Here is a 22,681-nt window from a genome sequence, read left to right as displayed (position 1 = left end):
GAATGAGGGCGGAATCAGGCGGCATGAGGCAGACCTCACGGCACTGTGCCCGTAGTTGTGCCACAGTATCCAGCACCATGACTGTCACAACCACGAGCCAAGATTCGAGCACCACCGCCGTGAACGCCGCACCTTACGACCGAGAAGCACGTTGCCCGTGCGGTTCCGGCGACGTCTACGGGACCTGCTGCGGTCCGCTCCACAACGGCAAGTCCGCGGCAACCGCCGAGGCACTCATGCGTTCCCGCTTCGCGGCCTTCGCCATCGGCGACGAGGCCTATCTGCTCCGCACCTGGGACCCGTCGACGCGTCCCACCGAGATCGGCTTGGACCCCGACCTGCGCTGGTACCGCCTGGACATCAACGGCACCACGGGTGGCGGTCCGTTCGAGGACTGGGGCACCGTGGACTTCACCGCCCACTACAAGCCCGCCCCGGGCTCAGACGCCCCGCGCGGCACCCAGCGTGAGAACTCCCGTTTCCGCCGCGTCGACGGCACCTGGTTCTACCTGGACGGAAGCCTCATCTCCGTGTGACGTGGTGGTTGGCCAGGTCTCGGTCCGGCCAACAGGCTGCGCCTGCCCGCACGGGTGAAAACGCGCCAACAGCACCACCCCCGTCACCGCCGCAGCGCCGGTGACGACCAGGCCCAGCATGGCCACGGCGGTCAGACTCCGGTACTCACCCAGGACCAACGCACCGATGCTCACGGCCATCATGGGATCCGACACCGTGAGCCCCGCCAACACGGTCTCGGGCGGGCCGGAGGCATAGGCGACCTGCACCGCCCACATCCCCACCGCGGAGGCCACGGCCATCCCGATCATCGTGATCGGCACACCGTGCGCCAGGAGATCGACGACGCCCGCCACCCCGGTTCCGGCGCGCACGGTTCCGATGACCGCCGTCGTCACCACGTGTGCGCTGGCGGCAACCGTGCCGAAGGCCAACCCGGCCACCCCCACGAGCACCAGGTGCCCGGCCCGCATGGCGGCCAACACCGCACCGGCCACGCTGGCCAGCAGGAGCATGCCGTTGAGCCAAGTCACCGATCCGGGCAGCAGCGGTCCGGTGGTTGCGTAGCGCGCGGAGATCCCCACGAAACCGGCCACGCTGACCAGGGTCAGGGCGATGCTGGCCACCAGCGGCATCGTGATCCGCTGGCCGAACACCTTGACGCTGATCAGCACCGCGATCACCAGGGAGACCGTTCCGATCGGTTGGACCAGCGCCACGGGACCCAGCCCCAGCGCCGCGACGTTCAGCCCGGTTTCCAGCACCAGCAACCCCAGCCCGAGCAGCCACAGCGGCTGCAGGACCAACACCCCGGAATTCCCCCGAGGCGACGACGGATCGCCAGGATCAGCGGCGGCACCTTTGCTCCGCACCGCGTGGTGCTGAACATGCGTTCCGACCGCCAGGGTCACGGCGGCCAGGACGGCTAGAACGATGGAAACGAGGACCATACTCCCGACGGTAGGAAGAAACCCCTTGCCCCCACATCCACCGGGAGACTCATCCTCCTCAAGGCACCGTCATCCCAGAGGATGATCGTTGCCCGTCAGCCGTCCACGGAGCCGTCCGGGCCCGGCAGCTCCAACAGGTTGACCAGGTCCTGCACGGACTCCATCACGGCACTGGGACGGAACGGGTACTGCTCGACCTGTTCGCGCTTGGTCACCCCGCTCAGCACCAACAGCGTGGCCAGGCCGGCCTCCATGCCCGCGATGATGTCCGTGTCCATCCGGTCGCCGAGCATCGCAGTGGTCTCCGAATGCGCCCCGATCTGGTTCAGCGCGGACCGGAACATCATCGGGTTCGGCTTCCCCACCACGTACGGCTGGCGATTGGTCGCCGCTGAGATCAGCGCGGCCACGGACCCGGTTGCGGGCAGCGGACCCTCCGGTGAAGGGCCCGTGGTGTCCGGGTTGGTCGCGATGAACCGGGCACCGGCGCCGATCAGCCGGATGGCCTTGGTGATCGCCTCGAACGAATACGTCCGGGTCTCCCCCAGCACCACGTAGTCACAGTCGGTGTCGGTGAGCACGAACCCGGCTTCGTGCATCGCCGTCGTCAAACCCGCCTCACCGATCACGTACGCCCTGTGGCCCGCACCCTGGTCACGCAGGAACTCGGCGGTGGCAAGGGCCGAGGTCCACAGTTCGCTCTCCTTGACCTCCAGCCCGGATCGGGCGAGGCGGGCGGACAGGTCCCGCGGCGTGTACATCGAGTTGTTGGTCAGCACCAGGAACCGCTGCCCGCGTTCGCGCCACAGTTCCAGCAACCGCGCGGCGCCGGGGATCATGGATTCCTCCCGGACCAGGACGCCGTCCATGTCGGTCAGCCACGTGTTCGTACCCATGAGTCGTTGCGTGCGTGGGGCTTCCATGTCTCCACCTCTCGAAGGCGATTCTGCACCGCTGACGACGGCGGCGGCCCGCCGCGTCCTGTTCTCACGGTAGGGCGAATTCCACCCGGGGCCAACGGTGCGTTCCCGTCACGGTCGTGACCTCAGCCACCCAGGACACAATTGGATAACGGCCCCGGCGTAGGATTCTGCGAGTTCGCGTTCCTTCAGCTCAAGCCCTCGGAGCCCTCCACCATGTCGCACACAGCTTCCGAGTCCAGCGCCGAAACCACCACGCCCGCACCCAGCGGCGGTTTCCTGGACCGGTATTTCAAGATCACCGAACGCGGTTCGTCCGTGAACCGCGAGGTCCGCGGTGGCATCGCCACGTTCATCGCCATGAGCTACATCGTGGTGCTCAACCCGCTGGTCCTGGGCCTGGGCCCCGATGCCGCGGGCAACACTCTGGGCGTGGACCGGGTGGCTGCCATGACGGCCCTGATCGCCGGCGTCATGACCATCCTGATGGGCCTGGTGGCCAAGGCACCGTTCGCCATCGCCACCGGCCTGGGCGTCAACGCCTTCCTGGCGGTCACCGTCGCCACCACACCCGAGCTGACCTGGCCGCAGGTCATGGGCCTGGTGGTGTGGGGCGGTCTGGTCATGTTCGTCCTGGTGCTCACGGGCTTCCGTACGGCCGTGTTCAATGCCGTTCCGGCATCGCTCAAGACCGCGATCGTGGTGGGCATCGGCCTGTTCATCGCCCTGATCGGGTTCGTCAACGCGGGCTTCGTGCGCCGCATGCCCGATGACGCCCACACCACCGTCCCGGTGAGCCTGGGCATCGGCGGGCACCTGATCGGCTGGCCCACGTTCACCTTCGTGTTCACGCTCCTGCTGATGGTGGCCCTGATGGTTCGCAACGTGAAGGGCGGCATCCTCATCGCCGTCGTCGCGGGGACCGTGCTGGCCCACATCCTGGAAGCCGTGGTTCCCTCCGGTTCCTCCGTGGACTCCCCCACGGGCTGGTCCCTCGTGGTTCCGGAGACCCCCACGGGCCTGCTGTCCCTCCCGGACCTCTCCCTGTTCGGTGACGCGCACCCGATCCAGGCCGTGACCCAGCTGGGCGGCATGACGGCCACCCTGTTGATCTTCACCATCCTGCTCTCGATCTTCTTCGACGCGATGGGCACCATGGTCGGTCTGTCCCACCAGGCCGGGATGGTCAAGGACGGTCAGATCGAGAACGTGGACCGTGTGCTGCTGGTGGACGCCGCGGGTGCCGTGGCCGGTGGCCTGGGCTCGGTGTCCTCCAACCAGATCTACGTGGAGTCCTCCACCGGTATCGCCGAAGGTGCCCGCACGGGCCTGGCGAACGTCGTGACCGGCGGCCTGTTCCTGCTGGCCATGTTCATCACGCCCCTGGTGCAGCTGGTCCCGTTCGAGGCCGTGGCCCCCGCCATGGTTGTGGTCGGCTTCCTGATGGCCAAGAACGTGGTGCACATCGACTGGGAGGACTGGGGCGTCTCGGTCCCGTCCTTCCTGACCTTCGTGGTCATGCCCTTCACCTACTCCATCGCCGACGGCATCGGCGCGGGCTTCGTGTCCTACGTCTTCATCCGCGTGGTCCAGGGCCGCGCCAAGGAGATCCACCCGCTCATGTGGATCGTCGGCCTGGCCTTCGTGGTGTTCTTCGGCGTGGGAGTCATCGAGGGCTGGATGGCCTGAGCGGCCACCGCCCCGCCACCTTTGACCACGCAACGGTGCCTCCCACAGCGGGTGGGAGGCGCCGTTGCGTGGTCAACGTTTTTTCACGACGGCGACGGGTCCCGCCGGGCGGGCACCGTTGCCGCGAACGTTGCGGTCCAGTCGGAGTCCTTGTACTGGGCGGGGACGGGGTCGACCAGCAGCGAGCGCGTCATCTCGGCGGCTTCGGGCGAGCCGGCTGCGGGCAGCGGGCTGTGGGAGGCCGCCAGGACCACGTTTCCGCGTCGTCGTCCCTTGAACATGGCGGGGTCCGCCACCGCCGCCACGTGCTCGAAGACCGAGCGCAGGCCCGCGATCTCAGCGCGGACGCCGTTGAGTTGGGGGTGGTCCCCGACGTTCAGCAGGTACATGCCACCCGGGGCCAGGACCCGGTCCACGGCCCGGGTGGACTCCACAGTGGTCAGCGGGACCGGCGTCTCCGATCCGGCGAAAACGTCCCGGATGACAACGTCCCGGGTGGATTCGTTCAGGGACTCGGTGACCGCCCGGGCCTCTCCCGCCCGGATGCGCAGCAGTGGCGCCCGCGGCAGGTCGAACCATTCCCGGACCAGTTCCACCAGGCGCGTGTCCAGTTCGACGACCACCTGCCGGGCGGCGGGCCACTCCTGCGCCGTCCACCGCGCCATGGAGCACGCGCCACCACCCAGGTGCAGGACGCGCAGGCGTTCGGAGTCCAGGTGGACGGGGACGTGCATCCGCAGCACGGCGGCCATCCAGCGCATGTACTCGAAATCCAGGCGGTCCGGCCGGGCGGGATCCACGTGTGAGGAGGGCACCCCGTTGATCATGACGGTCCACGCCCCGGGAGTGAGGTCGTCGGGGACCAGTTCGACCGTGCCCGTGCTGATCTGCCAGGTGCCGGGGCGCGGCCCTTCGGAGGTACCGGAGGGAGCTGACGGGCGGCCCTTGCGTTGACGACCCATCAGCGGTGCGCCGAGGGAGCGGGCGTGCGGCGGTGTCCGATCAACTCTCGATCGCTCCGGGGGCCTCCCGGGCCTCGATCGCCTGTCGCCCGATGGCCGCTTCCAGGCGTTCGAGCTTGCCGGTCATCTCACCGGTGTGACCGGGGCGGATGTCGGCCTTGAGCACCAGGGACACTCGAGGTCCGAACCGGCCGACCTCCGCGGTGGCGCGCTTGACCACGTCCATGACTTCATCCCATTCACCTTCGATGGAGGTGAACATGGAATCCGTCTGGTGCGGGAGCCCTGACTCACGGACGATCTGGACGGCGGCGGCAACGGCGTCGTGCACGGAGGCATCGGGGTTGTCCCCGCCCATGGGCGAAACGGAGAATGCGACGATCATGGGACCATCCTTCCACCACGGCGAATGAAGGCAACAGGACGTGCCCTCCCGAGCCACCCGGATAGGCTGGCGGGCGGACCCCTGAACCCTGGCGGACGAGGAGCACTCGCGTGACCAACGGCATCTATCTCAGCGCCATGACGCCCCTTTCGGGCAAGTCGCTGGTGGCACTGGGACTCATGGACACCCTGTTCAAGAACTCCGACCGAGTGGGCTTCTTCCGCCCCGTCTTCATGGGCGACACCCCCGAAGAGGACCCTCTGCTGCAGCTCATGGCCGAGACCTACGAGTTGTCCCCGGAGCGCTGCCGCGGCGCCATGTCACTGAGTGACACCCGCGCGGTCCTGGCTTCCGGCAACTACGACGACCTGGACTCCCAGGCGGTGGCGATCTACACGGAGATGGCCACGCACTGCGACGTCGTCGTGGTGGACGGCACGGACATGATCGCCCACAACGCGGCCATCGCGGAGTTCGACCTCAACGCCCGACTGGCCAACAACATGGGGTGCTCCGTTCTGGCCGTGATCGGTGGCAACCAGGTGGAGAGCCCGGACCAGCTGCTCAACGCCATCGAGGTCTCCCGCACGGAACTCCGCGAGTCCAAGTGCGACATCTTCGCCATCATGGTCAACCGGTGCCCGGAGGAATGGGTGGACCAGGTGGCGCAGGACGCCCCGCGCGGCGCCCACCACCTGCCCGTCTACGTGATCCCCGAGCTCCCGGCCGTCGCCAACCCCACCGTGGAGGAACTGGTCGACTCCGCAGGTTTCGGCGCGGAACTGACCTCCGTCCCGCTCGACCGCGACATCAAGGGCGTCAAGATCGCGGCCATGACGGTCGAACACTTCCTGGACCAGCTCACGGAGGGCGAGCTGGTCATCGTCCCCGGCGACCGCTCCGACGTCGTGATGTCCTGCCTGGCCTCCGCGCTCTCCCCGGGTCGCCCCACTCCCGGTGGAATGCTGCTGACCGGCGACCTGGTGCCGGGCGAACTGGTTCAGTCCTTCCTGCGCTCCGCCCCGTTCCCCGTCCTCACTACGCCGCACGACACCTACAAGGCGGCAACGCGTGTGTCCCGCGCGCGCGGACGGTTGAGCAGCCGTAGCCCTCGCAAAGCAGCCGCAGCACTGGGCGAATGGGCACGTCGGATCGACTCGAAGGAATTGGTCGCCCGCCTGGAGCTCGAGCGCCCGGTCCGCCGCACCCCGTTGCGCTTCCTGCACGACCTGGTGGAATCCGCGCGGTCCGACCGCAAGAACATCGTTCTGCCCGAAGGCGAGGATCCCCGCATCTTGCGTGCCGCGGAAATCATCCACCGCCGCAACTTCTGCGACCTCACCATCCTGGGGGACCCGGAGGACGTCCGGCGGCTCTGCGACTCCGAAGGCATCAACCTCAATTTCGACGACGACGGCCTGGACCTGGTCGATTACCGCAACGACACGGCCCTGATCGACCGTTACGCGGATGCCTACGTCGAGTACCGCAAGCACAAGGGCGTGACCAAGGACGTGGCCGTGGACCGCATGCGGGACGGCTCCTACTTCGGCACCATGATGGTCCAGCTCGGCGACGTGGACGGCATGGTCTCCGGCGCCGCACACACCACGGCGAACACCATCCGCCCGGCCCTGGAGTTCGTGAAGACGGCCGAGGGCGTCAAGATCGTCTCCTCCGTGTTCTTCATGTGCCTGGAGGACCGTGTCCTGGTCTACGGCGACTGCGCGGTCAACCCGAACCCGAACGCCGAACAACTGGCGGACATCGCCACGGCATCGGCCGCCACGGCCCGCGCCTTCGGCGTCGACCCGCGGGTGGCCATGCTGTCCTACTCGACCGGCGGCTCCGGTTCGGGCGAGGACGTCGAACGCGTGCGGGAGGCCACGGAGCTCGTCCAGGCTTCCAACCCCGACTTCGCGGTCGAAGGCCCCATTCAGTACGACGCCGCGGTGGATGCCTCGATCGCCAAGTCCAAGCTGCCGGGTTCCTCGGTGGCCGGCCAGGCGACGGTCTTCGTGTTCCCGGACCTGAACACGGGCAACAACACCTACAAGGCGGTCCAGCAGTCCGCCGGTGCGGTGGCCGTCGGGCCGGTCCTGCAGGGCCTGCGGAAGCCGGTCAACGACCTGTCCCGCGGCTGCACGGTCGAGGACATCGTCAACACCGTGGCGATCACCGCCATCCAGGCCCAGACCATGTGACGGTGAAACCAACCTTATGGATGGGTGGAGACAGGCCCGTGAGTGAGCTGTCTCCACCCATCCATAAGGTTGGTGGCTCACATCCGCGGAACAGGCGGCCGCCGGTGCCTCCCCGTGGCCAGTTCGGCCAACAAACTGCGTTGGGTCAGCGCCCACGAGTACCAGATCTGGTCATAGCTCAGCCGGACAGTGGTGTATCCCAGATCGCGGGAGGCCATATCCCTGATCCGGTCCATGCGGTAACGCTCCGCCGGTGCGTGATGCTGTTCGCTGTCGCATTCCACGATCAAGGACTCTCCGACCAGCAGGTCCACCCGCCCCACACCGGTAATCGACACCTGCGTTCGCACTGCGAAGCGCCGCTGCTGCAAGAAGTAGCGGACTCGTGTTTCGCTTCCGGAGCCGGCACCCAGGGTGAAATGAGACAACGCGTTGCGCTTGGACGCCGGGGCGGCGCAGATGAGATCGCGGGCATCTGATTCCCGGATCAGCCCCACGTTCACAGCGGACTCAATCACCGTCAGCGCCGTCTCCGTGTCGTGCCGGAGGACGCTCGCCCGGAGGCAGTCCAGCACGGAGGCCAGCGGCCGGTGTGTCGGTTCCGGTAGTCGGTGAAGGTGAACACCGCTCACTGTTGGAATCGGTACTCCGGGGTTGAGCATGACATGCAGGCGACGGTTGGGAGTCCAGATGCCATGCTGTTCGCAACCGCTCAGACAGCCAAGGGTTCCACCCAGCGCGACCGCTCGGGTCACGGACACGGGGGCACGCGGCGTTGCGAACCACCCTCGACGCAGCCGCTGCAGCCCGCCGCTGTCCAGAAGCGCGTCCAGCTGTTTGCGGGTCACACCGTGTTCGCGCAGGTCACCCCAGGAGTAAACGCCGAGATCCATGCTCCGACCCTGCCATCGCGCCCTGGTTGTCCACACCCCCTGTGGACAACCGTCAGTCCCCACCCGCTGACACTCTCTGTTCCCCGACCGGATGCCAGGGGCAACAGAGTTCAACCCTTGCGGACGCCTGGGTGGCTCGAACCTGTGCCTGACACAATGGAACCAACTCCGTCCAAGTCGCGGCCGCACCGGCACGCAGGAAGAAGTCACCCATGCTCGTTCTCGTCGTCAACTGCGGCTCCTCCTCCATCAAGTACCAGGTTCGGGAGGTGGAGCAGGCAGAGGGTCAGGAACCCGCGCCGTACACGTCATCCATGCCCAGGGTCGACGAATTCGTGGGCGTCGAGCAGGCCACCCAGGGCGCGACCGGTGGCACGGTGGTCACCAAGGGCCTGATCGAGAACATCGGCACCTCGGAGATCAAGGACCACACGCAGGCCCTGGACATCCTGGCGGAGCGACTCGAGGCTGAGCTGGGTGACCGTACGATCGACGCCGCCGGTCACCGTGTGGTCCACGGCGGCGAGCGCTTCTCCGCACCCGTTCTGGTCAACAACGAGATCATCCGTGCCGTGGAACGGCTGGCACCCTTGGCCCCCCTGCACAACCCCGCGCACGCCCTGGGACTACGGGCCATCCAGAAGAAGTGGCCGGACATGCCCCAGGTCTGCGTGTTCGACACCGCCTTCCACCGCTCCATGCCCGAACACGTGTGGCGCTACGCACTGCCGGAGGAGATGTACTCGGAGTACGGGGTGCGCCGTTACGGCTTCCACGGCACGTCACACGACTTCGTGACCGGCCGGGCCGCGGATTTCCTGGGCGTTGAGCGTCAACAGTTCAACGGCGTGGTGGCCCACCTGGGCAACGGGGCATCCGTGACGGCCATCAAGGAGGGTCAGTCCTTCGACACCTCCATGGGGTTCACCCCGTTGGCGGGTCTGGTCATGGGCACGCGCGCCGGTGACTTCGACCCGTCGATCATCACGGCGCTGCTCCGCCGGGATCCGAGCATCGACGCCCAGCAGCTCGACGACCTCATGAACAAGCAGTCAGGTCTCAAGGCCATCGCGGGGCACTCGGACATGCGGGAGGTGGAAGCGGCCGCGGAAGCCGGTGATGCCCGGGCCGACCTTGCCCTGGAGATGGCCTCCTACCGCCTGGCCAAGTTCATCGGGGCGTACCACGTGGCCGTGGGCGGGGCCCAGGCGCTCATGTTCACGGCCGGCATCGGGGAGAACTCCTCGAACTTCCGCGAGCGCGTGGTCTCCAAGCTGGGTGCGTTGGGCGCCACGCTCGACCATGAGGCCAACGCGATCCGCTCGGATGACGTCCGGCGGATCTCCACCCCGGACTCGGGCCTCGAGGTCCTGGTGGTCCCGACGGACGAGGAGCGGGCGATCGCCGAGGCCACGGCCTCCCTGGTCTCCCGCAAGGCACGCTGACCGCACGTTCCGGGCCCGTGCCCGGAGGCCGGTCACCCGTAGCTGATTGCCGGGTGGCCGACCTCAGGCGTTGGCGACGACGGGTGGCTGGTCCGACCAGGGGAAGACCACCCACTCGTCCGTGGCCTTCCAGATGTAGTCCGGCTCCACGATCGAACGCGGCTTGGAGTAGATCACAGCACTGCGGCAGTCGGCCTCGAATCCCTGGAGCAACTCGAGAACCAGGGCCAGGGTGCGGCCGGAGTCGGCGACGTCGTCGACCACCAGGACCTTCTTGCCCTTGATCGAATCGACGTCGAGCATGGGGGCCAGCAGAACCGGGTCCGGCAAGGTCTCGTGGACGTCGGTGTAGAACTCGACGTTGATGGCGTCGATCAGCTTGACGCCCATGGCGTAGGAGAGGGCACCGGCCGGAACCAGCCCGCCGCGGGCCACACCGATGATGATGTCGGGCTGGAACCCGCTGTCCGCGATCTCCTGGGCCTGCTCCCGGACGGCGTCGCCGAAGCCCTGCCAGGTGAGAATTTCCTTGTTCTCCAGCTCCGTGGAGTCCGCGTGGTAAGCCATGCGGCAACCCTAGTCGGCGAGCATGTCGCGAACCAACGGGGCAACCTGTGTCCCGAACAGCTCGATGGAGGCCTGCATCCGGTCGTGGGTCAGCGGCCCCACGGAGTACTTGAGATCAAACCGCTCGGCCTTGAGCACCCGCTGGTGGGCGGCAATCTTCCGGGCCACGGTCTCGGCGGAGCCCACGTAGTACGCACCATCCGGTCCGCACATGGCATCGAAGTCCGAGCGGCGCAGCGGCGGCCAGCCACGTTCACGGCCGATCACGTCGTGGTTGGCGGCAAACGCCGGGAAGAACTCCTCCCGTGCCTGCTCGTCGGTGGCCGCCACGTAGCCCGGGGAGTGCCAGGCGATGGGCAACTCAGGCTTTCCGAAGTGTTCCAGTGCGCGGCGGTAGTGGTCCGCGAACGGTTCGAAGGCCAGCGGACTGCCACCGATGATGGCGAAGATGACCGGGAGCTCGTAGTGCGCGGCGCGCACCACCGAATTGGGTGATCCGCCCACGGCCACCCAGGCCGGGAGTCGCCCCGATTCGGTCTTCGGGAAGACCTCGATCCCCTGGATCGCGGGCCGCAGGCCACCTTTCCAGACCACGGGTCCCTCGGCCTGCAATCGTGTGAACAGCTCCAGTTTCTGGGCGAACAGGTCCTCGTAGTCCTCCAGCGCGTAGCCGAACAGGGGGAAGGACTCGGTGAAGGATCCCCGCCCCAGGATGGCCTCCGCGCGCCCTTCGGACAGCGCATCCACCGTGGCGAAGCGCTGATAGACCCGCACGGGGTCCTCCGAGGAGAGGACCGTGACGGCGCTGCCGAGACGGATGGACTGCGTCGTTGTGGCAAGGCCCGCGAGCACGGTGTCCGGCACGGAGATCGCGTAGTCCGCGCGGTGGTGCTCACCCACGCCGAAGAAGTCCAGGCCGACCTGGTCCGCCAGTTGGCCTTCGTCCACGACGTCGCGGATCACCTGGGCCTGTGAGAGGGGCGCACCGTCGCTGCCGGGGTGGACGTCGCCGAAGGTGTTGAGGCCGAGTCGCACGTTCTGCTCCCGTGGAGGTGTGAAGTTGTTCGACGCCCATTGTGCCACAGATTAGATGACGTGTCACCTACATCCCACGATGCGTCACGCTCGGGCGGCGTCGGTGGCTTCCACCTCGGCGGACTTCTTCAGGCTGCGGTCGTGCAGCAGGAAGCCGATGCTCATCGCCAACGACCGGAACAGTTCACCGCCCAGGACCCAGAAGGCCATGGCCGGAGCCGTGTCCGCACCCGTCAGCCATGCCCCGCCAACCACCAGGAGCAGCTGCACGCCGCTGATGCGCATGAACCACCGCTCGTAGCCACCCAGCATCAGCACGTTGCTGGTCGCGGAGGTGGTTGCGTTGATGAGCGTGGAGATCACCAGGACGACGGCGGCCCCCCACGTACCGCTGTACTCCGCCCCCAGGAGCGACACCAAGGAGTGTTCGCCGACCACGAGCAGGAACACCAACAGCAGCGCCGGCATCACGGCGGAGGCGACCGCGGCCTCGATCACCAGCCGCCGAAGTTTGGGGCGCTCACGCACCGCCACCGCGATCCTGGGCCCGAAGACCGTGGAGACGGCCGAGGTGCCCATGGCTCCGGCCGACTGGATGCGCTGGGCCACGTCGTAGGTACCTGCCACGGCCAGGGAGCGGGAGGAGAGCACGAACATGGGACCGCGGACACACAACGCCGTGAGCGTGGCCCCCAGTCCCAGCGGCAGAGCGACCTTCCACGGGGTCCTTGGAATCTCGATGCCCTGCGACCGGTACTGCGCCAGACTCCGTCCGGGTGCCGGCGAGAGCCACCACATGATGAGCGCCATGAGCACGAACGACACAACCTGCCCCGGGATCAACAGGCCCGGGTCCGTGTAGGACGCGGCAAGAGCCGCCACCAGGCCGAAGAAGGGCAGGGCAACGGACTCCATGAACTGACCGGCCACGGGCTGTTGTTTGGCGATCCGTTGCACCATGAAAAGGCGCCCGAAGGCGGACGCGGCGGCAACCATCCAAAAGGCGATCAGCCAGCGTCCCGGGTAGCCCAGGAACTCGCCGAGGCCCGCGACCAGGGCCACTGCGATCCCCACGAATCCCCAGAGGACCGCGATGGTCCGGGCATCGCGACGAGCCAGGAGGCGTGCGCGACGCCCGTCGTTGGCCGCCCACAGCGGTGCCTGTTCGCGCATCCCGGAGAGATCCACGCCGAAGGAACCGGCCATGCGCGCCACCAGGGCGATCGACCACAACAGGCCGTTGAGGCCTACGTCTTCGACGGGGAATCGGAGGGCCACCACGGCCACCAGGGCCATCTGCAGTGCGGCACCACCGATCCGGATGCCCAAGACCGTCAGCGATTGGAGGTGCGCACTTCCCGTACGCTCAGCGGCCACGCCGGGTACGGTCCTTGGCCAGGTACCAGAGGAACTTGGCGTTGCCCACGGCGTAACGCTTGAACATGCGGCGCGGTTCCATGGCCAGGCGGAACGCCCACTCCATGCCCACCTTCTGCACCAGTTCCGGCGCGCGCTTGGTCTGCCCGGCGACGACGTCGAAGGAACCCCCCACGCCCACGCAGACACCTACGCCCATGACGTCGCGCTGCCCGTAGATGAAGTCCTCCTTCATCGGCGAGGGCACGGCGACGAAAAGGATGTCGATGTCCAGGGCACCGATTTCCCGGGCCATGTCCTCGTCCGTCATGCCCTGGGTGTGCCAGTAGCCGTCGTGGTGACCCACGACGTTGGCGCCGCGGTCGGTGAAGTCCTCTGCCACCGCATCCAGGACCTCGGGCCGCGCGCCCAGCAGGTAGATCCGTTGACCCTCCTGGGCCGAGAGCTCGACCAGTCGGTTCATCAGGTCGATTCCGGCCACGCGTTCGGGGACCGGGCGGCCCAGCAGCTTGGAGGCCCACACGACGGCCTGACCGTCGGCGCTGACCACATCCGCAGCGTTGAACTCCTCCTGCTTCCCCGGGTTCTCCCGGGCGGAGACGATCTTGGCGGCATTGATCGACAGGTGGTTGTGGTTACCGCCGTCCGTCATCAGGCTCTTGAGGCGCTCGACCGTCTGGTCCATGGTCAGGGGGTCGATTCCTACACCCATCACATCGTGCCGTGAAGCCTCCTGGTCCTTGCCGACCGAGCTCCCCGGTTCCGCGTCCCGGGCCGGTTCCGCCGCCCGGAGGTGGCGCTGTCCCGGCCCCTGGCTGTCGTCGTGGTTCTTACGAGCCGGCTGACTCATTGCTGTTCCCCCATCCAGCCAGGGCCAACGTTGCGTGGCCCTGATTCCATCTCATGTGTGGCAAGCCTGATCCCGAGCTGCGGAACCCGCCGTCGTCCCCCTGCAGGGCAAGGAGGTGACGCACCGCCGGTTGCGGATCCGGGATTCCCCAACCCCGGTCCGCGGCGCGGGCAAGGAAGCCCACGGTGGTTGCCACGTTGTGTACGTCTTCCGAAGGCTGCTCGGCATCCGCGTAGTAGAGCGGCAGCCCGTGGCCGTCCAGGCAGTGCTCGGCCCAGTAGGCCAGGCCCCGGTCGATCGCGTCCCCGACCTGGAAGCCCCCCTGGTGCAGTGCCCACAAGGAATCGAGGTTGTAGATCGTGTGGAAGCTGTCGATCCATTCCAGACCGGCGCCCTCCCCGTAGGGCCAGGAGCCGTCCGCGGCCTGCGCGGAGACGGTGCGGTCCACCGCGCTCTGAATCTTGGCCCGGTCACCGTCGAGCATGGCCAGGCTCTCCGCCCCCAGCAGGGAGCCGTTGTGCACCAACCGGTCGGAGGTCGTGGTGTACCGGAAGTAGCCGTCGTGGAACTGGTCCTCGAGCCACTGGGCCACCTCGGGGCCGGCGTCCTCCAGGCGGTTCGTGGCCTGGAAGGCCCTCAGGGCGAAGGTCGTGGCCACCACGTTCGGGCTTCCTGCCGGGTAGAACGCCCAGCGGGTCTGCACGTCGAATTCGTAGCCCCACGGGCCGGTGCCGCGTTCCCGGATGATGCGGTCCACGAGCGCGTTTGCCAGCTCCGGCTGCCCGTCCTGGACAGCGGCGTGGGCGAACAACGCCATGCCCTTGGTCATGCGCACCGGGGGCACGTCCGTGAGGTCTCGCAACCACTGACCGGCCCGTTTGTGGACCTGTACCCAGACCTGACGGGGACGTCGTCCCTTGAGGAAGCGTGCGTAGGGCGACAGCAGGCCGTCGTAGGGATCGGTGCCGGCGTATTCGCGCACTTGAGCGAAACGCATCGCCTGCCGCAAGGCCTCGGACACCTCCGCGCGGAGGGGCGGGTCCAAGAGTTCGTACGGCTTCACTGCTGACTCTCCTTGCTCGAGTGACCACGGCGCGGAGCCCACGGCGCATGCGCCCTGTGGTCGCGGGCCACGCGTTCCACCATGTCGTCGAATTTCGGCCGGTACCCCTCCAGGGAGTAGCCCTGTTCCCACGTCTCACGGGCCGCGGCCGCCAGCCGGTCCCGCGCGGCGTCGTCGTCGATGACCTTCTGCAAAGCGGATGCCAGGCCGGCAACGTCCCCGACGGGAACCAGCAGCCCGTTCTCCCCGTCCCTGACCACCTCCGGCACGGCACCCACGGGCGTGACCACCGGGGCCAGCCCCCACGCCATGCCTTCCAGCAGGGACAGGGGGAGGTTCTCGGCCAGGCTCGGCAGGACGAGGACCTTGGCCCCCGCCATTTCCTGCGTGAGCGCCTCCCCGTCCAGCCAACCCAGGATTTCGACGTCGTCCGCGGCCTCGACCGCCTGGGTGATCGACCCGTCAGGGTCGTCCAGGTCACCGGCCAGGATCAGGGTTGCGCGCCCGTTGGTGTTCAGGGTCCGCCAGGCCGCCAGCAGCGTGTCCGCGCCCTTGCGGTTACCGACTCGGCCCGCGAACAGGACCCGGACCTCGTCACCGCGTCCCGGCACCACGTCGGGGCCGGGTACGGCATTGGGCAGGAGCACGATGCGGTCTGCTGGCACGCCGAGTTTGTCGCGGACGTACTCACTCCAGATCTCCCCCAGAACGCCGACGCATCCAGCTGACTGAAACATGTGCCGAATGAGCGCCCGCAACGGGGCAGGTTGGGACGGGAAGAACTTCCGGTACCCACCACCGTGCAGCTGCAACGCGAACGGTTTGTCACGCAGACGAAGCAAAGAGCTGAGAAGCAGCTTCCGCCAGGTGCTTCCTCCCGATGCGAGAGAGAACACGTACACGGTGGGAACCTCGTCCCGGGAGAGGCAGACCTGCACCGCGCGGAGAAGCGCTCCGATTCGGTCAGTGCGCGACGCGCCAGAGCCACCGGAATCGACGAAGCCCACCTGAGTCCTCGTCGACGTGGTCCCGGCTAGGTACCCAGCCATGACGCCAATGCCACCGGCCGAGCCCGGCATTGGTCCGATCATCAGGACCTTCAAGAGACTCGACCTCCCACCGAGCCCGAGGCCCCTTGCCCAGACACATCGATCGTGCCGTCCTGAGATGCACCTGCCCACGGCAACGGCGTGTCAGATCCGCCCGCAGACGCGCTCTCGTCCTCACCGTCCTGTTCGGTACCACTCGTGGCAACGAGCGCCGCGCACATCCCCGCAGCCACGAACGGAAGAGCAAACATGGGCGGGGAAACGAAGACCGGGGCGACGACGGACTCGACGGTCAGTGTCACGAACCATGCCACGGTGACAGCGCCCACCCAGCGCAGGAGTGAGTGATTTGCCCGCCGCATCATTCGCCAAGCCGGGACACACAACAGGTAGAGCGCACCGGCGTAACACAGGGCACCCAACAGGCCCGTCTCAGCGATCGGGGCAGGCCAGAAGGTGTCGGACAGAAAGCCCCCGAGTTCCCCCGGCCCCATGCCGTAGATCCGCTGGTAGCCCAGGTCTTCGTACAACGGGCTGTAGTTGTCCGACGCCGTGAATGAGGCGAACCGCCCGAACCCCACACCGAACGGGAACGCTGTCAGCGCCAAGGCGAAGCCGTCAATGGTCATTCGCACTCGCGCAGTTTCCGACACATTGGCCGTGTATTCCTGAAGCGTTCCTTGCACCACCGCGGTCAAGGGCTCCCAGGCGAGGATGAGTGCAACCGGCACCAAAATGACCAGTGCTGTGTAATACATGGCCTTGTGGCCAGGAAGAACGGCTCTCATCCCGATTGCCGTCACCGTGGCGGCTGCGATGGACTTGCGGCGGAAGGCAGCAATGCAAGCCAATCCCGTTGCAACCATGAGCCCCAGATTGAACCAGGTCTTGCGCACCAGGTGCCGGTACAACAGGACTGCCAGGAAGGCCATGGACATCGTCGTCCCGAGTCCCACGGGGTGGTCGAACGGACCGGTGAGACTCGACATCCCACCGCGCTCGCTGACCGTTGAGACACGCCCGATGAAGGAATTCCAGGCTGAAGGGGCCGCAGCATTGATGAGTGCCGTGATGAGGATGAAGATGACAACCCCCGCCCCGAAGCGAGCAACTCGAGGAATGTCGTCCACACGCCAGTCCAGTTGGGCCAGTGCAAACCCGAACAGGGGACCCTTCAGGAACAAGAAAGCCCCGGTCGCCGTGACTGCCAAGGGAACAGCTTCGAAAACGCTGCTCACAAGACCGAGGCCTGCGAATGCGACAAAGAACCACATGGCGGGGTACCAGCGCACCGTTCCGTGTACGTACAGCCGGTGTCCGACGAACAATGCCAGAGCCAGGAGCACGCCCACTTCGTCGAAGTACCCCATGGCAGGCGCACCGGTAACAGTCTGAATGGTCTGGGACAGCATGGTCAGGATGACCAGGACCCCAGCAGTCACTTTGGGGTGCAGGAACGCCGCCGTGATCAGCACCAATAGCGACCCTGCACAGATCGCCACAGCAACCACAGCCGTGGCCGTCGCAGCCACTTCGGCCATACTTCCCCCTTCCCAACCTTCGGGTCCCCCGACCCCCGCTCCTATGCCACCGGTACCCCACCGCATGACATCGACACTTGTGATCGCAAGTCGAATCAGTTCGGCCAAGCCCCGACTACGAGGCGCCGATACATGCCTGCCCATCCCCAGGGCGGGCACAAGCCAGCCGACAATGCCACCTCATCGTGACACGGGAGGCACCTGAGCTCCCACTCGCTTGGCGGCTTGTCCACCAAACTGCATCCAGGATGCCGTTAACACGAGGAGTTCGTCCGAAACATTCGATCCCGCCCCCTACCATGGCATTGAAAACGGCCCCGGACGTGCGGGATGTGCACTAGCCCGGTGGCCGTGACATGCTCAAATAGGCCACAGTCGCGTGGGGATCGCAAAAGGCTGTGGGCACCCTTGGGTGTCACCCGTCGTTCACGGGCTGCCTATGAATCGAGTGAGACCGTCATGCACAGGAATGTCGGCCCACGGGTTTCGGGTCCGTGGGCTGGGGGGAGCATCAAGTGAGCGTTTCGTCGCCCTACCAGAAAAACGAAATCTCGGCCCGAGACCTCGGCGCCTCCGTTCGGCGTCGCTGGTGGCTACCCGTCCTCGGATTGCTGCTGGGGCTCGGCTTGAGCCTGGGTGTCGCCACGGCTCAGGAGCCGACCTATCAATCGGTCACCACTGCGTTGGTACATGCTCGGACGTCCGAGAACACGGCAGCAGATCGACTTGCGGCCGAGGAACTGGCCAAGTCACGCGCCAGTACCTACCAGTCTTTGGGTAACTCGGTGGTGGTGGCCGACGCAGTCAAGCAAGATCTCGACCTCGATCAGTCGACGTCTGAGTTACTCGAAGACGTGCGCGTCGTGGCTCAACCCGACACGACAGATCTCGAGATCACAGCCACAGCAGGCTCCCCGCAAGAGGCAGCAGACCTCGCCTCTGCCTGGCGTGACGCGGTTGCCGACGCCGCAGGTGACCCGCAACCGGGCGACGACATCGAGGTGCTCCCTGCCGGCGAGCCCACCGTTCCCGGCGCCCCCTCAGGGCTGTCCACCCCGTTGATCTACGCCGTGGGCGGCGCCGTAGGGCTCTTGCTTGGCATCATCGCGGCAGTCAGTGTGGGGCATCCGAAGAATTCACGTCCTCAGACGCGCTAGTTGTACCCGGCCAGGACGTTGGTCACAGGCGGCTGATTGGGGGCTGGCCTCCGAGTGAGCTGTGGCGGCGTTCAGTGTTGTAGTGCTCCAGCCATGGCGCAAGTGCGGCTGTTCGATCAGCGTTACTGGTGAAGACTTGACGGTAGGCCCATTCGGTTGCCAGGGCCCGGTTGAGTCGTTCGACCTTGCCGTTTTGCCATGGGCGGTGGGGCTTGATGAACGTCTGTTTGATGCCGTGCTCGGCGCGTACCCCTCGCAGTGACCAGCGGTAGGCCCAGGCATTGTCGGCCATCAGGCGTTCGATCCGGCTGATGCCGTGCGCGGCGAAGTAGTCGATGGCCCGCTGCAGGAACGCCGCGCAGGTTGGTCCTTTCTCGTCGGGCAGGACCTCGCTGTACGTGAAACGCGAGTGGTCATCGACCATCGTGTGGACGTAGTCGTATCCGATGGGTTTCTTGTCCACGCGTGCCTGATGGTTGCTCGGGATTTGGCTGCGGCCACGCCAGCCACCTCTCTCGGGGATACGACCGATCTTCTTGACGTCCATGTGGACCAGCTCGCCGGGCCGCTCGCGTTCGTAGCGGAGAGCTTTCTGTTTCGAGGAGCGGATCAACCTGTCCGGTGATCGGGTCGCACTCACGCAAATAGGGCTCGCCGTGACGACGCAGGCTGGGTGAGACGGTCCGTGCCGGGACCCCGATCTTGGGGCCGAGCACATCTGGGCCATCGGGGTGTTTGGTGCGGGCTGCCAGGACCTTCCGCTCGATCTGTTCGCTGGTTACAGGTGGGCCTCGAGTGAGGCCGAGATGACCTGTTCTGCAGGCCCTGCTCTCCTTCGGCGTCATACCGCTGGTTCCACGTACTGACACACTTGCGCGAGACACCCATCGCGGCCACGATATGGGCCTGCTTCCAGCCGGCGCGGTGACGCTGGACGATCAACAGGCGGCCGTGAACGATCAGACGCGCACTACGTTGGGACACGAGAACCTCCGGGTGGCAGTGGGTCTTCGACAAGCCACATCCCACTCGGAGGTTCTCGTTCGTTCAACCAGGCTCACCGCTACCAATGTCCAGGCCGAGTAGAGCTAGGCCCAGGTGCCGGTGACACCGGGTATGTTTTGGTCGATCAACCTGTTCTTCCCGTTCTGCGGAACTTCTAGACGCTCCACTATTTCAAGGTTCAACACGACGCCGTTACCGCTTCGCCGTTGCATGGCTTCCAGGAATTCGTTCAATTCCGTGACATCGACCCCCGACGAGGGCTCGACTACCAGGGCTGCCCGGCCCGGTTCGTCTTGCCGAAACCGGAAACGAGCGACCGCGGCAAACTGGGAACTGTGTAGCGTCAACGACGTGGTGGGCAGCAGACTCCCGTCGTCACGTACCAGACCTTCACGTCCTCTGCGGGCCTTGATGTCCTTGAACGTTGGGCAACCCCAGGGATCAGTTCCAACTACTTCCGCCGAGTCACCCGTGTCGTACCGCAGGAATGGCTGACCGGTCAGTCGCAGACCCGTGGTTACGATTCGTCCACGCTCGCCCGGCCCTGTGGGTGACCCGTCTTGGTTGAGGATCTCCGTCACTCCGTAAAGCGGCTCCGGATGGAAGACCCAGTCGGAATCCATTCCCGCAAACACGGTTCGCTCGCTCAAACCATAGAAATTGGCCACGCGGGCATTGGGGAAGACTCTGGCCAGAACCTCTGCCTGGACCCGGGTGAACTCCTCCGAAACGGTCAGCAGACCTTTAATCTGCAGCCGCCATTTGTCGCCTGGCAAATGTTTTTCGATGAGCTTCGCCAGATATTCCATGGCCGATGGGTACCCATGGATGAAGTGGATGCCATATTGCTTGATCAGGTCCCAGTGCTCTTGTACCTTATCAGGACTTAACGCTCTTGTGCGCAGGATGATCTCACCCGTAAGAGACTGCACATAGTAATCAACGTCGTTAGGGACATCCGCCGCGCCGCGCAGGAACACCCTCCAATCATCAAGTTCGTAACCGGCCCGCGTATTCCAAATGTGCTGAACATAGGCCCATTCTCCCGCACCGCGCGCTTTGTCGAGATGGAACACGATGGGCTCCCCGGAAGTACCTGAACTAGACACGACTTCAACCTGCTCGGTGGCCACGGTGAGCATATCTTTGGTGTGAGCAGAAAGCTCCTCCCTAGTCAGGATGGGGAGCTTGCCAAGAATCTCCCGCGGATTCTGGTCCAGTGCTTGCAGTGTGCTGTACCCTGCCGCCGTGGAGTAGTACTTGGTTCCCGCGGCCAGGCGCAAAAGGTCACCCAGGCGTCGCTCCTGCTCCATGCGGCCCCACGATGGAACGGAGTGAGCCTTGATGATCTCCCTTCGGGTGTTGCGAAACACCGGTCCGTAACGGATTGGTGCCGGAACCGCACGGACGAATCCGGCGAGCCTCTCCCTCTTATCAATGGGCAGATGAGCGATGTACTCACGTACTGAAACCAAAACGGTCCCCCAACTCACGCAGAAAAACGTGTCAAAGTGATTTCGAGCATGACAGCTTCTCGAACGAACAGCCCCAACTGTCCGCCACAGTGTAACGGCGCTGGTCATGGAAGGTCATGACCCCTCTTCCGGGTCGCCCTTGTTACTGAAGCGGTCACAGCCGCTACCTCACGCCCAGGTGGACACAACTCCCTGGATGTTTTGGTCCACCAGCCTGCTTTTACCGTTCGGCGGAACCTCCAGACGGTCCACGATCTCCAGCCCCAGTTCCACCTGCCCCTTGGTCCTGCGGATCATGGCGGCGTAGAAGTCCTCAAGTTCCTCCTGGGTCGCCGTGGCGGAAGGCTCCAGCATGAGCACCACCTTCCCGGGTTCGTCCTGCCGGAACCGGAACCGGTTGACGCACAGGAACTGGTGACCGTGGACGTTCAGGGAGGTCGTGGGAAACAGTGATCCGTCGGCTCGGATCAGGCCTTCGCGCCCGCGGCGGGCCTTGATGTCACGGAAAGTGGGTTCGCCCCACTTGTTGTGTCCGACCACTTCGGCGGAGTCCCCGGTGTCGTATCTCAGGAACGGATGACCCATGAGGCGCAACCCGGTGGTCACGATCCTGCCGCGCTCACCCACCTGGGCCGGTGTTCCGTCGTCTTTGAGGATCTCCGTGATTCCGTACAGGGGCTCGGGGTGGAACACCCAGTCCCGGTCCATCGTGGCGAACGCCGTGCGTTCGCTGAGCCCGTAGAAGTTGCACACGTTCGCCTGTGGGAAGACGCGGCGGAAGGTGGCCGCCTGAGACGGCGTGTACTCCTCGGACACCGCTAAGACGCCTTTGATCTGATGCCGCCACTGGTCCTCGGGCAGGTGCGTTTCCAGTAACCGTGCCATATATTCGAGGGACGCCGGGTAGCCGTGGAGGTATCGGATCTTTCTGTCCGTGACCAGTTTCCAGTGCTCGGCAATCCGCTCCGGTCCCAGCGCCTGAATCCGCAGGACGACCTCCCCCGTGGCGGCCTGCACCAGATGGTCCTTGGACTCGTCGAACTCCACCACACCACGCAGGAACAGACGCCAGTCGTCGAGTTCGTATCCCGTGCTCCGGTGCCACGCATTCTGCACGTAAGCCCACTCCCCCGCACCACGCTCCTTTTCCAAGTGGAACAGGATGGGGTCACCGGAGGTTCCCGAGCTGGCCACCAACTCCACCTGAGAGGGATCGACGGCGATCATGTCCTTGGTGTTGGCCGAAAGTTCCTCACGCGTCAACACCGGGAGACGGTACAGGACGGCGAACGGGTCCCGGTCAGGATCCGCCGCGAACTCACGTAAGGGCGCATAGGCAGCGGTAGTGCCGTAGTAGGTGGTGCCGACAGCCGTCGTGAAAAGCGCCCTTAACCGGGCTGCTCGTTCGTCCCGACCCCAGGACGGCACCGCCTCGCATTTCCGGATCTCACGCATGGTGCGTCGAAAGACCGGCCCGTAACGCATTGAGGCTGGGACGGCCCGCACCAATGCGGCAAACCTTTCCCGTTGCTCGGCCGGTAAGTGCGCAATCCATTCTCGCGCCGAAATCATGATCTCCCCCAGTCAGCCCCGATGGG

Annotated in this window: 19 protein-coding genes and 1 pseudogene; 5 read left to right on the top strand and 15 right to left on the bottom strand. The window is 65.9% G+C overall.

Going from position 1 to position 22,681, the window contains the following annotated elements; translation table 11 throughout:
* The first annotated feature begins 77 nt into the window (after positions 1-77).
* Entirely contained in the window at positions 78-536 is a 459-nt protein-coding gene (locus tag GWK18_RS07415; RefSeq protein WP_166834301.1) for a YchJ family metal-binding protein, read from the top strand.
* On the opposite strand, the gene GWK18_RS07410 is transcribed toward GWK18_RS07415, so the two are convergent.
* Both GWK18_RS07410 and GWK18_RS07405 read right to left on the bottom strand, forming a co-directional pair.
* Positions 441-1,466 (bottom strand): hypothetical protein, encoded by a 1,026-nt coding sequence (locus tag GWK18_RS07410; RefSeq protein WP_166834299.1) that lies wholly within the window; start codon positions 1,464-1,466, stop codon positions 441-443. The two genes, GWK18_RS07415 and GWK18_RS07410, sit on opposite strands and share 96 nt — an antisense overlap.
* A 95-nt stretch (positions 1,467-1,561) precedes the next feature.
* Positions 1,562-2,389: an HAD-IIA family hydrolase gene (locus GWK18_RS07405; protein ID WP_209280910.1), complete on the bottom strand. Its 828-nt coding sequence runs from the start codon at positions 2,387-2,389 to the stop codon at positions 1,562-1,564.
* Positions 2,390-2,602: 213 nt separating this feature from the next.
* On the opposite strand from GWK18_RS07405, the gene GWK18_RS07400 reads away from it, so the two are divergent.
* Positions 2,603-4,075, top strand: a complete 1,473-nt coding sequence (locus GWK18_RS07400; protein WP_166834297.1) for an NCS2 family permease — start codon at positions 2,603-2,605, stop codon at positions 4,073-4,075.
* Between the two features lie 83 nt (positions 4,076-4,158).
* On the opposite strand, the gene GWK18_RS07395 is transcribed toward GWK18_RS07400, so the two are convergent.
* Both GWK18_RS07395 and GWK18_RS07390 read right to left on the bottom strand, forming a co-directional pair.
* Positions 4,159-5,037 carry a fused MFS/spermidine synthase gene (locus tag GWK18_RS07395; protein ID WP_166834295.1) on the bottom strand — a complete coding sequence of 293 codons (879 nt, stop codon included), beginning with the start codon at positions 5,035-5,037 and terminating at the stop codon, positions 4,159-4,161.
* A 40-nt stretch (positions 5,038-5,077) separates the two neighbouring features.
* Positions 5,078-5,422: a thiamine-binding protein gene (locus GWK18_RS07390; protein WP_166834293.1), complete on the bottom strand. Its 345-nt coding sequence runs from the start codon at positions 5,420-5,422 to the stop codon at positions 5,078-5,080.
* 110 nt (positions 5,423-5,532) lie between these two features.
* Between GWK18_RS07390 and pta the strand changes: the two genes are divergently transcribed.
* Positions 5,533-7,626, top strand: coding sequence for a phosphate acetyltransferase (gene pta, locus GWK18_RS07385; protein ID WP_166834291.1), 2,094 nt, complete (start codon positions 5,533-5,535; stop codon positions 7,624-7,626).
* A gap of 77 nt (positions 7,627-7,703) precedes the next feature.
* On the opposite strand, the gene GWK18_RS07380 is transcribed toward pta, so the two are convergent.
* On the bottom strand, positions 7,704-8,519 hold the full coding sequence (locus tag GWK18_RS07380; RefSeq protein ID WP_166834289.1) for a type IV toxin-antitoxin system AbiEi family antitoxin domain-containing protein: 816 nt from the start codon (positions 8,517-8,519) through the stop codon (positions 7,704-7,706).
* Positions 8,520-8,731: 212 nt separating this feature from the next.
* Here GWK18_RS07380 and GWK18_RS07375 point away from each other — a divergent pair, with 212 nt between their 5' ends.
* Entirely contained in the window at positions 8,732-9,964 is a 1,233-nt protein-coding gene (locus GWK18_RS07375; RefSeq protein WP_166834287.1) for an acetate kinase, read from the top strand.
* 63 nt (positions 9,965-10,027) lie between these two features.
* Here GWK18_RS07375 and GWK18_RS07370 read toward each other — a convergent pair whose 3' ends face one another.
* The 7 genes from GWK18_RS07370 to GWK18_RS07340 form a co-directional block, all read right to left on the bottom strand.
* Positions 10,028-10,531 (bottom strand): phosphoribosyltransferase, encoded by a 504-nt coding sequence (locus GWK18_RS07370; RefSeq protein ID WP_166834284.1) that lies wholly within the window; start codon positions 10,529-10,531, stop codon positions 10,028-10,030.
* Between the two features lie 9 nt (positions 10,532-10,540).
* Entirely contained in the window at positions 10,541-11,566 is a 1,026-nt protein-coding gene (locus GWK18_RS07365) for an LLM class flavin-dependent oxidoreductase (protein WP_166834282.1), read from the bottom strand.
* 84 nt (positions 11,567-11,650) lie between these two features.
* Positions 11,651-12,943: a hypothetical protein gene (locus GWK18_RS07360; protein ID WP_166834280.1), complete on the bottom strand. Its 1,293-nt coding sequence runs from the start codon at positions 12,941-12,943 to the stop codon at positions 11,651-11,653.
* A complete protein-coding gene (locus GWK18_RS07355) occupies positions 12,933-13,793 on the bottom strand; it encodes a WecB/TagA/CpsF family glycosyltransferase (protein ID WP_166834278.1) in 861 nt (286 codons plus the stop codon). The genes GWK18_RS07360 and GWK18_RS07355 overlap by 11 nt, the downstream gene beginning before the upstream one ends.
* The gene (locus tag GWK18_RS07350) at positions 13,774-14,856 is read right to left on the bottom strand and encodes a hypothetical protein (RefSeq protein WP_166834276.1); all 1,083 of its coding nucleotides are present in this window, start codon (positions 14,854-14,856) and stop codon (positions 13,774-13,776) included. The genes GWK18_RS07355 and GWK18_RS07350 overlap by 20 nt, the downstream gene beginning before the upstream one ends.
* Positions 14,853-15,593, bottom strand: a complete 741-nt coding sequence (locus GWK18_RS07345; RefSeq protein WP_166834274.1) for a glycosyltransferase family 4 protein — start codon at positions 15,591-15,593, stop codon at positions 14,853-14,855. The genes GWK18_RS07350 and GWK18_RS07345 overlap by 4 nt, the downstream gene beginning before the upstream one ends.
* A gap of 362 nt (positions 15,594-15,955) precedes the next feature.
* Positions 15,956-17,446, bottom strand: coding sequence for a hypothetical protein (locus tag GWK18_RS07340; RefSeq protein WP_166834272.1), 1,491 nt, complete (start codon positions 17,444-17,446; stop codon positions 15,956-15,958).
* A 515-nt stretch (positions 17,447-17,961) separates the two neighbouring features.
* On the opposite strand from GWK18_RS07340, the gene GWK18_RS07335 reads away from it, so the two are divergent.
* Positions 17,962-18,603, top strand: a complete 642-nt coding sequence (locus GWK18_RS07335; protein ID WP_166834270.1) for a tyrosine protein kinase — start codon at positions 17,962-17,964, stop codon at positions 18,601-18,603.
* A 22-nt stretch (positions 18,604-18,625) separates the two neighbouring features.
* Here the strand turns inward: GWK18_RS07335 and GWK18_RS07330 are convergent.
* The 3 genes and pseudogenes from GWK18_RS07330 to GWK18_RS07320 all read right to left on the bottom strand — a co-directional run bounded on the left by GWK18_RS07330 (position 18,626) and on the right by GWK18_RS07320 (position 22,538).
* Positions 18,626-19,587 (bottom strand): annotated as a pseudogene (locus tag GWK18_RS07330) (IS481 family transposase).
* Positions 19,588-19,691: 104 nt separating this feature from the next.
* Positions 19,692-21,101: an AMP-binding protein gene (locus tag GWK18_RS07325; RefSeq protein WP_348535879.1), complete on the bottom strand. Its 1,410-nt coding sequence runs from the start codon at positions 21,099-21,101 to the stop codon at positions 19,692-19,694.
* A 150-nt stretch (positions 21,102-21,251) separates the two neighbouring features.
* Positions 21,252-22,538, bottom strand: a complete 1,287-nt coding sequence (locus GWK18_RS07320; protein ID WP_245193023.1) for an AMP-binding protein — start codon at positions 22,536-22,538, stop codon at positions 21,252-21,254.
* Positions 22,539-22,681 lie beyond the last annotated feature (143 nt).

The organism is Kocuria sp. JC486 (assembly GCF_011602805.1).
Lineage (GTDB): Bacteria > Actinomycetota > Actinomycetes > Actinomycetales > Micrococcaceae > Kocuria > Kocuria soli.
The sequence above is the reverse complement of the archived record's forward strand: the minus strand, read 5'-3'. Positions and strand labels throughout refer to the sequence as shown.

Bases quoted from the DNA above. Each gene is read 5' to 3' on its own strand.
- GWK18_RS07375 (WP_166834287.1), top strand. From the start codon at position 8,732: ATGCTCGTTCTCGTCGTCAACTGCGGCTCCTCCTCCATCAAGTACCAG.
- GWK18_RS07320 (WP_245193023.1), bottom strand. From the start codon at position 22,538: ATGCGTGAGATCCGGAAATGCGAGGCGGTGCCGTCCTGGGGTCGGGAC.
- GWK18_RS07410 (WP_166834299.1), bottom strand. From the start codon at position 1,466: ATGGTCCTCGTTTCCATCGTTCTAGCCGTCCTGGCCGCCGTGACCCTG.
- GWK18_RS07390 (WP_166834293.1), bottom strand. From the start codon at position 5,422: ATGATCGTCGCATTCTCCGTTTCGCCCATGGGCGGGGACAACCCCGAT.
- GWK18_RS07400 (WP_166834297.1), top strand. From the start codon at position 2,603: ATGTCGCACACAGCTTCCGAGTCCAGCGCCGAAACCACCACGCCCGCA.
- GWK18_RS07405 (WP_209280910.1), bottom strand. From the start codon at position 2,389: ATGGAAGCCCCACGCACGCAACGACTCATGGGTACGAACACGTGGCTG.
- GWK18_RS07380 (WP_166834289.1), bottom strand. From the start codon at position 8,519: ATGGATCTCGGCGTTTACTCCTGGGGTGACCTGCGCGAACACGGTGTG.
- GWK18_RS07340 (WP_166834272.1), bottom strand. From the start codon at position 17,446: ATGGCCGAAGTGGCTGCGACGGCCACGGCTGTGGTTGCTGTGGCGATC.
- GWK18_RS07395 (WP_166834295.1), bottom strand. From the start codon at position 5,037: ATGGGTCGTCAACGCAAGGGCCGCCCGTCAGCTCCCTCCGGTACCTCC.
- GWK18_RS07415 (WP_166834301.1), top strand. From the start codon at position 78: ATGACTGTCACAACCACGAGCCAAGATTCGAGCACCACCGCCGTGAAC.
- GWK18_RS07355 (WP_166834278.1), bottom strand. From the start codon at position 13,793: ATGAGTCAGCCGGCTCGTAAGAACCACGACGACAGCCAGGGGCCGGGA.
- GWK18_RS07370 (WP_166834284.1), bottom strand. From the start codon at position 10,531: ATGGCTTACCACGCGGACTCCACGGAGCTGGAGAACAAGGAAATTCTC.
- GWK18_RS07345 (WP_166834274.1), bottom strand. From the start codon at position 15,593: ATGTTTCAGTCAGCTGGATGCGTCGGCGTTCTGGGGGAGATCTGGAGT.